Origin of the sequence: Amycolatopsis speibonae (assembly GCF_042647925.1) — a bacterium.
In the GTDB taxonomy this organism is placed as follows: domain Bacteria; phylum Actinomycetota; class Actinomycetes; order Mycobacteriales; family Pseudonocardiaceae; genus Amycolatopsis; species Amycolatopsis speibonae.
Map to the genome: position 1 here is coordinate 130,711 of NZ_JBHRWK010000024.1, position 14,641 is coordinate 145,351.

The 14,641-nt window shown below is 64.6% G+C and carries 13 protein-coding genes and 1 tRNA gene; 6 read left to right on the plus strand and 8 right to left on the minus strand.

The genetic code is table 11. The features are described from left to right. Positions 1 to 2 precede the first annotated feature (2 nt). The 8 genes from galT to ACFOSH_RS18215 all read right to left on the minus strand — a co-directional run bounded on the left by galT (position 3) and on the right by ACFOSH_RS18215 (position 6,437). The gene (gene galT / locus ACFOSH_RS18180) at positions 3 to 1,085 is read right to left on the minus strand and encodes a galactose-1-phosphate uridylyltransferase (protein WP_378240121.1); all 1,083 of its coding nucleotides are present in this window, start codon (positions 1,083 to 1,085) and stop codon (positions 3 to 5) included. After that, complete coding sequence (locus ACFOSH_RS18185) at positions 1,082 to 1,882, minus strand: DeoR/GlpR family DNA-binding transcription regulator (RefSeq protein WP_378240122.1); 801 nt, start codon at positions 1,880 to 1,882, stop codon at positions 1,082 to 1,084. Before ACFOSH_RS18185 ends, galT begins: the two co-directional genes overlap by 4 nt. 83 nt (positions 1,883 to 1,965) lie before the next feature. Then, positions 1,966 to 2,493, minus strand: a complete 528-nt coding sequence (gene lspA / locus ACFOSH_RS18190; RefSeq protein ID WP_378240123.1) for a signal peptidase II — start codon at positions 2,491 to 2,493, stop codon at positions 1,966 to 1,968. Beyond that, on the minus strand, positions 2,471 to 2,971 hold the full coding sequence (locus ACFOSH_RS18195) for a carboxymuconolactone decarboxylase family protein (protein WP_378240124.1): 501 nt from the start codon (positions 2,969 to 2,971) through the stop codon (positions 2,471 to 2,473). The genes lspA and ACFOSH_RS18195 overlap by 23 nt, the downstream gene beginning before the upstream one ends. Next, positions 2,971 to 4,395, minus strand: coding sequence for a HAMP domain-containing sensor histidine kinase (locus tag ACFOSH_RS18200; protein ID WP_378240125.1), 1,425 nt, complete (start codon positions 4,393 to 4,395; stop codon positions 2,971 to 2,973). Before ACFOSH_RS18200 ends, ACFOSH_RS18195 begins: the two co-directional genes overlap by 1 nt. After that, positions 4,392 to 5,084: a response regulator transcription factor gene (locus ACFOSH_RS18205; RefSeq protein WP_378240126.1), complete on the minus strand. Its 693-nt coding sequence runs from the start codon at positions 5,082 to 5,084 to the stop codon at positions 4,392 to 4,394. Before ACFOSH_RS18205 ends, ACFOSH_RS18200 begins: the two co-directional genes overlap by 4 nt. Positions 5,085 to 5,169: 85 nt before the next feature. After that, positions 5,170 to 5,784, minus strand: coding sequence for a trimeric intracellular cation channel family protein (locus ACFOSH_RS18210; RefSeq protein WP_378240128.1), 615 nt, complete (start codon positions 5,782 to 5,784; stop codon positions 5,170 to 5,172). Next, the gene (locus ACFOSH_RS18215) at positions 5,784 to 6,437 is read right to left on the minus strand and encodes a response regulator (protein WP_005155565.1); all 654 of its coding nucleotides are present in this window, start codon (positions 6,435 to 6,437) and stop codon (positions 5,784 to 5,786) included. The genes ACFOSH_RS18210 and ACFOSH_RS18215 overlap by 1 nt, the downstream gene beginning before the upstream one ends. 371 nt (positions 6,438 to 6,808) lie before the next feature. Between ACFOSH_RS18215 and ACFOSH_RS18220 the strand changes: the two genes are divergently transcribed. The 6 genes from ACFOSH_RS18220 to ACFOSH_RS18245 all read left to right on the plus strand — a co-directional run bounded on the left by ACFOSH_RS18220 (position 6,809) and on the right by ACFOSH_RS18245 (position 14,559). Then, positions 6,809 to 6,881, plus strand: a tRNA-Arg gene (locus tag ACFOSH_RS18220). Between the two features lie 427 nt (positions 6,882 to 7,308). Next, positions 7,309 to 7,683, plus strand: a complete 375-nt coding sequence (locus tag ACFOSH_RS18225) for an effector-associated constant component EACC1 (RefSeq protein WP_378240129.1) — start codon at positions 7,309 to 7,311, stop codon at positions 7,681 to 7,683. Beyond that, positions 7,683 to 11,351 carry a caspase, EACC1-associated type gene (locus ACFOSH_RS18230; protein ID WP_378240208.1) on the plus strand — a complete coding sequence of 1,223 codons (3,669 nt, stop codon included), beginning with the start codon at positions 7,683 to 7,685 and terminating at the stop codon, positions 11,349 to 11,351. The genes ACFOSH_RS18225 and ACFOSH_RS18230 overlap by 1 nt, the downstream gene beginning before the upstream one ends. Positions 11,352 to 11,366: 15 nt before the next feature. Continuing rightward, complete coding sequence (locus ACFOSH_RS18235; protein WP_378240131.1) at positions 11,367 to 12,227, plus strand: vWA domain-containing protein; 861 nt, start codon at positions 11,367 to 11,369, stop codon at positions 12,225 to 12,227. A 5-nt stretch (positions 12,228 to 12,232) separates the two neighbouring features. Beyond that, positions 12,233 to 12,943, plus strand: coding sequence for a protein phosphatase 2C domain-containing protein (locus ACFOSH_RS18240; protein WP_378240132.1), 711 nt, complete (start codon positions 12,233 to 12,235; stop codon positions 12,941 to 12,943). Beyond that, positions 12,940 to 14,559, plus strand: coding sequence for a protein kinase domain-containing protein (locus tag ACFOSH_RS18245; RefSeq protein WP_378240133.1), 1,620 nt, complete (start codon positions 12,940 to 12,942; stop codon positions 14,557 to 14,559). The genes ACFOSH_RS18240 and ACFOSH_RS18245 overlap by 4 nt, the downstream gene beginning before the upstream one ends. Positions 14,560 to 14,641: the final 82 nt, after the last annotated feature.

Sequence of the window (14,641 nt, forward strand, 5' to 3'; positions counted from 1 at the left end):
CGTCAGCGGGTGGCGCGCAGCCTGTCCGCGATCTGCTCGGGCGTGGCGTCGTTGATCCACACGGCCATCCCCGACTCCGAACCCGCCAGATACTTCAGCTTGTCCTTGGAGCGCAGGACCGAGAAGACCTCCAGGTACAGCCAGCCGAGCTCGCGATCGCGTTTGGCGGGCGCCTGGTTCCAGGCGGCGATGTAGGGCAACGGCCGGTCGTAGAGCCCGTCGCAGCGGCGAAGGACTTCGAGGTAGACGTCGGAGAAGTCGTCGCGCTCGGCTTCCGTCAGCGCCGGGATGTCGGGCACCTGGCGATGCGGCACGATCTGGACCTGCACCGGCCAGCGCGCGGCGGGCGGCACGAACGCCGTCCAGTGCTCGCCGGCGACCACGACGCGCGCCCCGGATTCCCGTTCGGCGGCCAGGACGTCCCCCATCACCGGACGGCCGTGTTCGGCCTCGTAGGCGCGGGCGAGGGCCAGCATCCGCTCGGTCTTCGGCGTCACGAACGGGTAGCCGTAGATCTGACCGTGCGGGTGATGCAGGGTCACGCCGATCTCTTCGCCGCGGTTCTCGAACGGGAAGACCTGCTCGACACCGTCCATCGCGGACAGTTCGGCGGTACGGTCGGCCCAGGCGTCGACGACGGCGCGGACCTGCTTCGCCGTCAGCCCGGCGAAAGAACCGTCGTGGTCACTGGTGAAACAGACGACCTCGCAGCGGCCGACGCCCGGCGCGATCGGCACCAGCCCCGCGCCGTCCACTGTGGACGAGTCGCCGAGGACGTTGCGGGAGAAGGAAGGGAAGCGGTTCTCGAACACCGCGACGTCGTAGTCCGGCTCCGGGATCTCGCTGGGCTTGCCGGGTTTCGTGGGGCACAGCGGGCACAGGTCGGCGGGCGGTTTGTAGGTCCGCGTCTGCCGGTGCGCGGCCATCGCCACCCATTCCCCGGTCAGGGGGTCGCGCCGGATCTCCGAGGCCGCCGCGACCCGGGGAAGGTCACGGGTGTCCTCGGCGGTGCGGTCGGGCGCGCCGGGCGAGTCGAAATAGATGATCTCCCGGCCGTCGGCCAGGTGCCTAACCGTGCGCTTCACGCTTCTTCAGCCTCAGCCGTCTCCGCCGTTTCGGCGATCATCAGCTCACCCGCCTGCTCGGTGAGCGTTTCCCTCGCGCTGTCGGACAAACCGTCGTCCGAGACGACGACGTCGGCCTCTTCGAGCCCGGCGATGGTGGAGATGCCGACGATTCCCCACTTGGTGTGATCGGCCAGCACGACCAGCTTGCGGCCCGCTTCGACGAGCGCGCGGTCGGTCTCGGATTCGGTGAGGTTCGGCGTGGTGAACCCGGGGCCGTCGGCCATCCCGTGCACGCCGAGGAAGACGACGTCCAGGTGCAGCGAACGCAGGCTCTGCACGGCGACCGGCCCGACCAGGGCGTCCGACGGGGTGCGGACGCCGCCGGTGAGGACCACCGTGCGATCCGGCTGGTTCGCGCCGCGCAGCACGTCGGCGACCTGGATGGAGTTCGTGACGATCGTCAGGCCGGGGACCTCGTCGAGCGCCCTGGCCAGGGTCCAGGTGGTGGTGCCCGCGGAGATGCCGATCGCGGTGCCCGGCCGGACCAGGCCGGCCGCGAGGGCGGCGATGGCTTCCTTCTGCGCGCGCTGGCGCACGGATTTGGCCTCGAAACCGGGTTCGTCGGTGCTCTTGCCGACGATGGAGGTGGCGCCGCCGTAGACCTTCTCGACCAGCCCCCGGCCGGCGAGTACGTCGAGGTCGCGGCGCACCGTCATGTCGGAAACGCCGAGCCTCGTGACGAGGTCGCTGACCCGGACCGCCCCGGTCCGGCGCGCCTCCTCGAGGATCACCGCCTGTCGTTGCCGCGCGAGCACGAAGCCTCCGATGACTACACTGGATCAACTACACAAAATCCTACACGATCAAACACGGACTTTGTGTGCCGGAGAGGCGGAAACTACTCGGCCGGAGCCTCTTCCGACGGCTTGACGCCGTCGATCGGGACGCCGCGGAAACTGAGCACGAAAAGCGAGACCGCGCCGAAGAACAGCGCGATGTCGGCGACGTTCCCGACGAACCAGCCGTTGTAGTCGATGAAGTCGACGACGTGGCCGCGTGCGAAGCCGGGCTCGCGGAACAGGCGGTCGCCCAGATGCGTCGTCGCGCCGCCGAGCAGCAGACCGAGCGAGATCGCCCAGCCCGCCGAACGGACCTTGCGCGAGATCCACAGCAGCGCGACCACCGCGGCCGCGGCGAGGATCGCGAAGATCCAGGTGGACCCCGAGCCCAGAGAGAACGCCGCACCCGGGTTGTAGAGCAGCCGGAACCGGATGAAGTCGCCGATCACCGGGATCGGCGCGCGATCGGTGAGGGCGTCGACGGCCCACCATTTGGTCAGCTGGTCGGCCACCAGCAGCACCGCGGCCACCAGCAGTGTCCACAGCAGACGGCGGGGCGGTATCTCAGGCGCGTTCTCGGTGCTCATCACTCGTCAGAGTACGGGCGACGCCGAGTGCGTTGAGCGCGGCGGGGAAACCCACGTAGACGGCGAGATGCAGGATCGCCTCGACGGCCTCCCCGAGCTCTCCCGCGTCCCGCGCCTCCCGGAGGACGACGGCCAGCTCCGGGTCCGCCCCGCCCTTCGCCGTGCACACCGCGATCCGCTTCAGCCGCCGGGTCGTTTCGTCGTCCTGACCCAGGTCACCGCCGACGTTCGTCACGGCGTTCTCGTGGAATCGGAGCTGCGCCTCCGCGTAGCCCAAGGCCTCCAGCGCGGCGACCGTCACCAGCTGCCGCTGTGCCAGCGAAAGCCCAGGCCGCTGGTAGACGCCGCCGTAGACGAACGCGACGGCCTCCTTGCCGTAGTCCGTCGCCTGGACGGCCTCGAACAGCTCCAGCACGGCGGGGTTCTCGACACCGCCGAGCAGCCGGAGCAGTTCGAGGCCCTTGTCGTAATCGCCCATCAGGCCGGGGCTCCCGGGAGCCGCAGGGTCATCAGCGCGCCACCTTCGGGAGCTCGCCCCGCGTAGACGTCGCCGCCGTGGCGCTGCGCCGCGTGCTGGACGATGGCCAGCCCGAGCCCGGAGCCGGGCAACGTCCGCGCCTCGGACGAGCGGTAGAAGCGGTCGAACACCTTCGGCAGGTCCTCGTCGGCGATCCCCGGCCCGGCGTCTTCGACTTCGAGCACCGCGGTGCCGTCGCCGACCGGGTACAGCCGGACCCCGACCGTCGAACCTTCCGGCGAGAACTTCACCGCGTTGTCCAGCAGGTTCAGCACCGCGCGTTCCAGCGCGCTGCTGTCGCCGGTCAGCACCCACGGCTGGAGCGAGACGTCGAACTCGATCTCGCCCGCGCGACGGCGCGCCCTGTCCAGCGCGCGCTCGACGACGTCGGCCATCTCGACCCGCTCGTGCTCGATCCGCGGCTCGTCCTGGCGCGCGAGTTCGACGAGGTCGCCGATCAGCTGGGTCAGCTCGTCGAGCTGGCCACGGATGTCGGCCTCGATATCGCTGCGGTCCTCGTCGGACAGCGTCCGCGCGCCCGGCCTGCTCGCGGACAGGAGCAGCTCCAGGTTGGTGCGCAGCGACGTCAGCGGGGTCCGGAGTTCGTGGCCGGCGTCGGCGACGAGCTGCCGTTGCCGTTCCTGCGATTCGGCGACCGTGCCCAGCATCGTGTTGAAGCTCTGGGTGAGGCGGGCGAGTTCGTCGTCGCCGCTGACCGGGATCGGCCGCAGGTCACCCGTGGTGGCGACGCGTTCCGCCGCCGACGTCAGCCTGTCGACCGGCCTCAGGCCCGCTCTCGCGACGGCCGTCCCCGCGGCCGCGGCGACCAGGATCCCGGCGCCGCCGATCAGGAACAGGACCACCGAAAGCTCGTTCAGGGTCCGCTTGGTCGGGCCGAGCGATTGCGCGAGCACCATCGCCTGCCCCGCGCCCTGCGGGAGGGCGACGACGCGGCTGTCGGTCTTCGGGTCGGTGCGCAAGGAGAACGCCTTGTCCCCGGAGGCGACCGCGATCTCGTCCTCGCCGTACGGCGGGCGGCTCCCGGACTGCGGATAGGTCAGCCGGACCTTCTGCCCGACCGTCAGCTGGCCGATCTGCAGGTCCGCGCTGGCCAGGAAGGCGCCGGGCACCTGCTGCAGTTCGGTCTGCACCTGCGGCGAGTCGACCGCGGCCTGCGCGCGGGCGAGGAGGTTGTCGTCCACCTGCTGGTAGAGGTTGTCGCGCACGACCAGGTACGCACCGAGGGACACCAGCGCCACCGCGCCCGCCACCGAAGCGGCCGCGAGCAGCGTCACCCTGCCCCGGAGCGAGAAGCGCCGCGTGCTCCAGCGGTCGCCGCGCGGATCCTTTTCGGACGCGTCGACGACCTGGACCGGTTCGGTCACGGCGGGGTTTCCCTCAGCACGTAGCCCACTCCCCGCACCGTGTGGATCAGCCTCGGCTCGTCCCCCGCCTCGGTCTTTCGGCGCAAGTAGCCGACGTAGACCTCCAGCGCGTTGCCCGACGTCGGGAAGTCGTATCCCCATACTTCCTCCAGGATCCGGCTGCGGGTCAGGACGTGCTTGGGGTAGGAGAGGAACAGTTCGAGCAGGGCGAACTCGGTCCTCGTGAGACTGATCTCCCGGCCCGCCCGGCGCACCTCACGCGTCCCCGGGTCCAAGGTGAGGTCCGCGAACGACAGGATCTCGGCGTTCTGCCCCGCCTGCGGATCCGGGATCGCACGACGCAGAAGCGCACGAAGGCGCGCGAGAAGCTCTTCGAGCGCGAAGGGCTTCGGCAGATAGTCGTCGGCGCCGGCGTCGAGACCGGACACCCGGTCGGAAACGGTGTCGCGTGCCGTCAGCACGAGGATCGGCAGGTCATCACCGGTGCTTCGCAGACGTCGGGCGACCTCGAGGCCGTCGAGCCGCGGCATCATCACGTCGAGGACCATCGCGTCGGGTCTGTTGGCGATGATCGCTTCCAGGGCCTGCGCGCCGTCCCCGGCCATCTCCACCTGGTACCCGTTGAACTCAAGGGATCGCCTGAGTGATTCACGGACGGCCCTGTCGTCGTCCACTACGAGGATGCGCATGGCGACAGTCTTACGCAGAGTGCTGAGACTCGCCTAAGAACACACACAGAACAAACAAAGAGAATTCGACAGTCCACAAGACGTTTCAGCCGGTCTCGGGCCCTTTTGCAACGGGTGCGTTCCATCTGCGCCACAAAGCGAGCATTCGCACCCCTACTACGACGGCGGCTGCTACCACCGTCACCAACCCCGGCGGCAGTCGCAGAGAGTGACCGATCACGACGAGCACAGCCCCCGCGAGGGCGGCGACCGCGTAGATCTCCTTCCGCAGCACGAGCGGGATTTCCCGCAGGAGGAGATCACGCACCGCGCCACCACCGATACCCGTCGTCATCCCGATCAGGCACGCCGCGTAGGGAGTGGCGCCCGCGTTCAACGCGGTCGTGGTCCCCGCCGTCGCGAACACCCCGAGCCCGAGCGCGTCGGCGAGCAGCACGCCGCGCCGCAGCTTCGCGATCTGCGGATGGAAGACGAACACGACCAGCGCCGTCCCACCGCAGACCGCGAGGTAAGGCCACGTCCGCAACGTCGTGGGTGGCGTGATCCCCAGGAGGACGTCACGGATGACCCCGCCGCCGAGCGCCGTGGTGAGCCCGACGACGACCACCCCGAAGACGTCCAACCTGGACCGCACCGCCGCGAGCGCCCCCGAAGCGGCGAACGCGATCAAGCCGAGGAACTCGAGCGCGGTGAGGATCATTACTGGTCGAGCAGGCCACCGCGGTAGGCCAGCAGCGCGGCCTGCACCCGGTTCGCCGCGCCGATCTTGGACAGGACGGCGGAGACATAGCCCTTGACCGTGGCCTCGGACAGGTGAAGGCGCCCGCCGATCTCCGCGTTGGACAGCCCCTGGCCGATCAGCCCGACGACCTCACGCTCCCGTTCGGACAGCGACGCGAGCAGCTTGCGCGCCGGCTGCGCCGCCCGCTGCTCGTCCCGATGCGACTGGACCATGCGCGCCGCGACCCCGGGATCCAGCACCGCACCCCCGCGAGCGAGGTCACGAACCGCCCTGAGCAACGCCGCCGGATCGATGTCCTTGAGCAGGAACCCGTTGGCCCCGAGCCTGAGCGCGAGACTGACGTAGTCGTCGATGTCGAACGTGGTCAACATCGCGACCGTCGGCGGATCAGGCAACGCGAGGATGGCCCTGAGCGCGCGAATGCCGTCGTCAGGCGCCCGCATCTTGATGTCGAGCAACGCGACGTCAGGGTGGTACCGCCGGGCGACCTCGACCGCTGATCTCCCGTCGCTCGCCTCGCCCACGATCTCGATGTCGGCAGCGCCGGACATCATGGCACGCAGGCCCGAACGGACCAGTTCCTCGTCGTCGGCGAACATGAGCTTGATCAACGAAGCCCTCCGGCAGCCGGGGGAGCGGCGTCTCGCGTCCCGTTAACGAAGATTACCTACTGTTGTTCAGGGTTTCGAAACCAGACACGTACGAGTGACCCGTGCGGGTCATCTGTGTCGATCTAGCTTTCGATTCAGACCCTGTTTTCCTGGGTGTGAGTGTGCGTGCTCGGCGACGGATCCGCAGGTCGAGTGTCACTAGGCGGCCAGTGTCCCTGTTTCGCCGCCCTGTCGCCGGGTCGCCGCTGCACAACCGCCGTTCGGGGGGTTTTGGGCTTTCACCGGGCTGGCGGCTTGGTCCCCTCAGGGGTGACTTCGCCCTCCCGTACTCCTTCGCATAGCTACGCGGTAGGCTTCGCCTGGCAGTACATGCCCTCGTAGCTCAGGGGATAGAGCACCGCTCTCCTAAAGCGGGTGTCGCAGGTTCGAATCCTGCCGGGGGCACTCCAAGATGGGCACGGAGTGTTACACCACCCACGCGCGTTATAGCAGGCCATGTGGACTCACCATGAGTCGATCTACCTCGAGCGCAACACCACCATCGATCGACCTGGCTCTGGCGGACACGAGCACCACCGTGTCCATGCCGACCCCACTCCTTCGACCCACGCGGCCGACGACTTTCGCCTCGTTTGCACCGCCGGGCAGCGTGGTCGACCTACAACTGGGCACGACCTGCTGGCTCGCCAAGACCGATGGCGTCCGCATGTTCAGCTGGATTCGAAGTATGACCATACGGTTTGTTCGCTGCTGAACACTGGCTAAGACTGCGACAGCTTCCAGGACCCGAATACACTCGGATGGGTGACCTGAGTATGGTTTATCGTCACAGTCAAATCGAAATGGTTGACAGTCAGCCCGAGGGGGGCCGATGAACGACCCTGAACCAACACTGGAGCTACGCGTTCGCCGCGGCGGAAACGCGGTTCTGGCGGAACGGCTCACTCGCGCGCTACACGCCGAGCTCAATGAGTTCGAAGGCGTCATGATGCGATACGCCCCACCTGCACCACCTGGAGAAAACTCGAAGAGCGCCGTCGCCGAGGCAGTCACATTGTGGGCCTTCCTGAGCACGGCGGCCACGGTTACCGGCACAGTGCTGATTCAGGCAATCAAGACCTGGGCAGAGGCCAAACGCTGCACGGTTCACCTGACCATCGGAGACGCGGAAATCGAGCTCCCGCAAGGTCTTGACGACGCGCAGGTACGCGTCATCACGAGACTTTTGGAAGAGCGCCGCTCGTGATGACGCGGGGCCGCAAGCGCGCCCTGCTCGTCGGAATCGGAACGTACCAATCTGGCGACTTCAGCGTGCTCCCATTTGCGACAACGGACACCGCAGCTCTGCGGCGCGTCCTCGCTGACCCGGAGATCGGCCAGTTCGACGAGGTTCAGGTTGTCGACGACCCGAACGCAGCGCAAATGCGTGAGAGAATCGGCCTGTTTCTCGAAGATCTCGCAGAAGAAGACCTCGGCCTGCTCTACGTGAGCGGGCATGGCTACCGGCACGTGCAGGCAACCAGTGAGTTCTTCTTCGTCGCCTCGGATACCAATTTGCCCACGATCGAGCGAACCGGAGTAAGCGCCACTTTCGTCAACGAACAACTCGAGGAAAGCCTGGCAGGCCGCAAGGTGGCCATCTTCGACTGCTGCTTCAGCGGCGGATTCAGCCTTGGATTTCGTACGACCGCCAAGAAATCCGCCACACACCGAGCGGGCCCACCTCAACCCCGCGGCGTCTATGTGATGTCATCGAGCGGGATGACAGAAGCATCCTGGGCCGACCCGCGTGTGACTTCGGAGCCCAAATTGTCCCTTTTCACCGCGGAGCTGGTGGAGGCGCTCCGTACCGGGAAAGGAGACACCGGCGGCGACGGAATCATCTCAGCCGACGAACTTTTCCACTATGTCAACGATCGCGTCCGCCAAATTCCGATAGGGCACCCGCAACAGGATTACCAAGTTCCGGTGAGCTCATCGGACAAGGTGAACAGCCGGATCGATCTCGCCAGGAGCACCGCGGGCTCACCACTGCGGCCCGTCATACCACCGTCCCAGCCTGAAATGCCGCCGAGTCGCCGTGAGCCGTCTGGAGGGACTTCTCGAGATTCGTGGGGCTCCCTGCTCGCTTACTACCGTGATTGCCTCGAGCTCGGTACAGAGCCTACGCCATTACTCGGAATCAATGAAGTTCACGATAGTTATGTCTGCGTCTCCGGCGAGGAACGATTGCTATCGCACGACCTGGACACCTCCGGCTCGATTCCCCTCGACGCCGACGCAGCAGACTTCATCGAACGGTCTGAAGACGAGAACACTCAACTGTGGTATGGGTATCCGGCTGTCGTGTTACTGAAGGACCGGTCTGGCAACAGTTACCGCACACCACGATTCGCACCACTATTCATCCGCCGGGTCGAAATCGTACCCGACGAGGCGGGGGACCGACTCAAACCTTACGGCGAGGTGGTTCCTCATCCGCAGCTGGTTCGGGAGCTACTGCCCTCGGCGCAGGCGGAGACGCTACTCAGTACCTATCGGTCAAGCTGGCAAGCCGGGATGCACAGTCAGATGGTCGCTGAAATCCGCCATTTTCTTCGGGAAGACTTCGGCCTGGACGCCGTGCAAGAGTTGCGTCCAGGAGCGTTGGCACCCACCATCGACGCCCGAACACCCAACTCCGGGGCGCGTAACACAGCCGTTCTGTTTCTCGTCACCCCCGGCAACAACGCCAACGCTCAGCTACTGAAGGATCTTGAACATATAGCAGGACCGAACGGACGGGCCGACGATACAGCGCTGTCCGCTTTGGCGGGTGCGAACCGTCCAGCAGACACACGGGAATGGCAACCAGTAGCACCACTCGCGCTGAACGACGCCCAGCGCGCCGTGCTCGAATCGGCGATGAGCCGGCCGTTGACGGTGGCCACAGGCCCCCCAGGAACCGGGAAAAGCCAGCTGGTAGCGAACGTCGTCGCCACAGCGGTGTCGAACGGCCAGTCCGTTCTCATTACGTCCACGAACAATCGTGCGGTCGATGAGGTCTGGGAGCGCTGCGAGCGGCTCGTTCCAGGCGCGCTCGTCCGCACGGGGAGCAAAGGTGATCCAAAGAAAGGTAGGAAGAACTACCGCGAGCAAGAACAACGGTCAATCCGGAGCCTGATGGCAGCTCCTCCATCCACCTTGAATGAGCAGACCTCGAGAGCCGTCCTCTGGCAAGCAACGAAGGCGCTTGACCAGGTTTTCAAGGCAGTCAACGAGAAAGCCGAGCAGGAACGTGATCTTCTCCGGATCGCTGGCGACCGGCAGGCCTCCGCATCGGCCCTTGGGCACGAGGCAAACCAGCTGCGCAACCTGTTCGCGGGCGCGAATCTACTCGAATTAGCTGCTCGCGCAGACCGGATAAGCAGGGCCAAGCTCTTCGGATCACTGCGGCGAAAAAGGTTCTGTCGAGCGATTTCGTGGCAAGGCGACCGCTCGGCGACTACCTGTGCCTCGCTTGGTGCTTTGGCACAGCAGGAAGTGGCATGGGACAACGCGCGCACGGCCATTGCGAACATTCACGACGACCATACCCTTGAAGTTTCACTGGGAGCCTGCGCGGACGACGTCCGGGCGCTATCAAAGCAACTGCTGGAAACCACCGTCCGCACCGCCGTCCACAGTGGCCGGAACAACGTTGAAGCGCTTGTTCGTGCCACCTCGGGTAGCGGCACGGACTGGTCCGAGATACGGCGATCCCTGCCGTACCTGCGCGCGTGGGCCGTCACCAACCACAGCATCAGACGATTTCCTACCACACCAGGGCTGTTCGACCTGGTCATCGTGGACGAAGCGAGCCAGTGCTCGATTCCTCAGGTGATTCCAGCGTTGTATCGCGCAAAGCGAGCGCTGATCATCGGCGATGCCATGCAGCTGTCACCGGTGATCACGGTGACGCCCGCTCGGGAATCATCCATACGGCGTGCGCATGGGCTGGACGCGGCCTGGCTCGAAGCCAGGCGAATGAATTACCGCCGACATTCCGCGTTCAACGCGCTCTCGGCCGCAGCCAGTGGCGAACTGCTGCTCGACGAGCACTACCGATGCCATCCTGATATCGCGGCTGTCGTCAACGAGCGGTACTACTTCGGGCAGCTCACCATACTTACCGATACACGGCAGCTCCGCCGCCGTCAGGGCAACGCCATAACGTGGTCTCACGTCAAGGGTTCCGCTGTCCGGGATGCTCACGGATCGTGGCGGAATCCCACCGAAGCAGAGCAGGTGACACGAGAAGTTTCGGCATTGCTTCAACAACTACCACCGGACAGTGACATCGGTGTGGTGACACCTTTCGCAGCCCAGGCCGCACTGTTGTCAAAGCGCTGGGGCCATGAGTCACGTGTCCGAGTCGGCACCGTGCATACGTTTCAGGGCGGAGAACGCGACGCCATCGTCCTTTCGCTTGTTGCCGACGCAAACATGCCCGCCAGGACCCGAACCTGGCTCGGCAGACAACGGAACCTGTGGAACGTTGCCATCACCCGGGCGCGGTCGACTCTGGTACTGGTGGGTGATCGCGACGTCTGGCAGGGCATCGGCGAAATCGACGACGTCCTCGATGCGGCCGACGCCAAGGCGCCGAGACGTTCCGCACCAGTCCTCGACGAGCTCCCGCTCCGCCTCTACGGCTGGTTGAGCCGTGACCCAGCGAACCAGGTCGAACTCTCCGTGAGCCGCGACGGATACCACGCCGACGCGGTCGTCCGGGCTGGAGCCGACGAAGCCGCCATCCTTCTCGACCGTGGCGCGGCCGCTGACGCTTCACCGGGCCGCCACCTGCGACTCGAGTTCGCCCGAACACGGCTGCTCGGCCCAAAGGCTCGCCGGGTTCCCGCCTGGCAGCTACTCGATGACGTGGATACCTACTGAAAGAAGGACCTTCGGATGTACTCGGCGGAAGTCAACCGTGCGCAACCCGCTTGCCTGCTCTTGCTCATCGATCAGTCCTTCTCGATGTCCGACCCCTGGTCGGGGACGGACACCTCAAAAGCTCAAGCACTCGCACTCGCGGTCAACAAGATCCTATCCACCGCTGTGGTCTTGTGCAGCAAGGGTGACGATCGCATACTTGACTACTTTCACGTCGGCGTACTCGGGTACGGGTCCGAAGTAACCTCAGAACTCGACGGTACCAGCATTTCGAGCCCATTACTTCCGATCAGCCTCGTGAATGACGCCAAGAAACGCGTCGATCGGATCACAAAGAAGATGCCAGATGGTGCAGGCGGCGTGTTCGAAGCACAAGTGCATATGGCAATCTGGGTAGACGCGGTACACAATGGCCGGACCGCGATGGTCCAAGCCTTCACGACAGCGGAGAAGGCATTGGCCGATTGGTGCGCCAAGAACCCCAGCAGCTTCCCTCCGATACTCATCAACATCACCGACGGCGTTAGCACCGACGGTGATCCCAGCCCGGTCACCGACCGTATCCGCAAGATCGAGACCAAGGACGGTCAGGCGCTGGTGTTCAACCTGCATATTTCGGGGGCCGCGAACGGGGACATCCGCTTTCCCAACACGGCGGATGGGATGCCGGACGAATACGCGTCGTTGCTGTTCGGCATGTCGAGTGCACTCCCGCCTTCGATGGCCGAGGCCGCGTCGAGTTTGAAATACGCGATCAAGCCTGGTGCGCGCGGATTCCTGTACAACGCCGATGCGGCGAGCGTCATCGAGTTCCTCGACATCGGCACTCGGGCGGTTACGCCCGGCGGCCTCAAGGAACTCACCGACGGGAATTGACGCACGTGACCGCATCTGCCCGTGATCGGCTGCAGCTGACCGTGTCAATACACACGGCAGCCAAGTATGGCCGAAGCGAAGACGAGAACGAAGACAGCGTGACTGTCAACAAGGCGGCTGGCCGCTTCGCTATATCCGACGGCGCCTCGACCGCCGCCCGGCCAGAGATCTGGAGCAGGGTCCTTACTGAGGCCTACGCCACCGAGCTTCTCGATCCTTTCGACCAAGCCGTGTTACGTGAGTTGCGGCAGCGGTGGCGCCAAGAGGTGATCAAGCCTGATCTTCCTTGGTTCGCACAAGCGAAACTCGCCCAAGGGAGCGCGGCCACGTTCACCGGGCTACAGGTATCCGAATTTAGGTTCAGCGTAGTCGCAATCGGCGATTCGTGCCTGCTACATTTACGTGATGATGAAATTCTGCTTTCTGCTCCGCTCTCGAAAGCAGAGGAGTTCTCGAGGTTTCCCGTGCTCGTCCGCACTATCGACCAAACACCGCCGACCACGGAAGTCTGGTCCGGCGGCGGCCAGCACCAGGCTGGCGACGTCTTCATACTTGCTACCGACGCCATCGCGAGGTACCTGATTCAAAACCACGTTCACCTGCCCTTGTTCTGCCGCGAGCCGATTGTGGATGCGTGGTTTGGCGACTTCGTGACTGAACAACGACACCAAGGGCTCGCCAACGATGACACGACCGTCTGCGTGGTGCGGACATGAAGCTGCCGACTCTCGACGACTACCAAACCGCAATTCAGGCACCGGACCACACGCTCCTCGATCCGGTTCTGCGTGCCGGGAAAGTCGAGATCAATTCACAACGCATGCCTTCGGTGGTCTCCGGCGGGTTCGCCCTGACCTACAGTATCACCGCAGGCGGCCGCCAGTACGCAGTACGTTGCTTCCACAAGCCGGGAAATCGCCTTGACGAACGCTACGCCCATATCTCGCGCTTCATCCGGCACCGACCTGATCTTCGATTCCTGATCGACGTCGATTACGTTGCCGAGGGAATTCTCGTCAACGGCCGTCGGCTTCCCATCGTACGGATGCCGTGGGTGACAGGTACCCGGTTGAACTACTGGATCGAAGACAATCTCTACTCTGCGAGCGCACTGGAGAAGGTCCGGCGTGCCATCGCCTCTGCGGCGGAGAACATGGGACAGGCAGGCATCTCCCACGGCGACCTGCAACATGGCAACATTCTTGTCGAGTCGGCTGGGACCATCCGGCTGGTCGACTACGACGGCATGTTCCTTCCGGACCTTCGATCGCTCGGCACGATCGAATCCGGCCACCGAAACTATCAGCATCCAGAGCGAGTGGAGAAATACGACAGTTCGCTGGATATCTTCAGCGCGTTCGCCATCGATCTCGCTCTTGACGCCCTCAAACTGAACAAAACCCTCTGGGGAAAGTTCAATAATGATGAGAACATCTTGTTCACCTCGGATGACTTCGCCTCACCGGATTCATCTGGCCTACTAGCACTCCTCGAGCAGATGAGCCCACTGGCGGACCGAGCACGAAGACTGCGCTTGGCCTGCTCGTCGTCACTCGGCGACGTTCCCGCGATTCTCTCAGGGCACGTATCGACGGTTACGCGTCCCGCAAGAACAATTCCCCGACAGGCACGGAGAGCGCTGCGTATCGACGCACTCGACACAGCGACCCTGTTTGCGCATCAAGGCGATGAAGCGACAGTGTTTGGCAAGATCACCTACGCCAGGACATTAAGAACGCGATATGGCCAAATGATGACACTCATCAATATCGGCGACTACAAAAACTCGGGCTTCATCATCGTCGGCTTCGAAAAGGTCACCCGCGAGCTGACCGCCAAGTTTGGATCCAACCTTCAGAAAATCTGGAAGGCTAACGTCTCATTAACCGGACTCTTGACCAAGTACCAAAATCCGGATCGCGATAAGCCCAACCCGCAAATCGAGCTGCATCGGGCCGCTTCCCTGCAAATTCTGTCCAGCGACCAGCTGCGAGCGTTGAAGGCATCGACAACGGAAGGGACAGCACTCCCCGCCGCACCCCGGCACCCACCCAAGAGCCCCCCCGCGGTCCAGCCTCGCCGCGCGATGTCAGTCGATGAGCAAATAGACAGCTTTTTCGCGCCGGAGTACAACGGCCACAAGAACCCTCCCTCACCGCTGAAGCGGACGACGCCACCCCCCGCGATTCCCAACCCGACGCCTGCGCCTCTGCGTCGGGGTACATCCACTCCTCCTCCAGCACCACCACAGCGGCCGTCGCAGGCACCGCCACCTACACAACGCCGGCCCAGCCTCTCCGAACGCATCTCCGCCTGGTGGCGAAAACTCTAGAAGACTGCGCAACGGACAACCGGGACGACGATTGGAGCGAACATCTGTGCACATTCTGATCGCCGGACCATCGACAACGGTT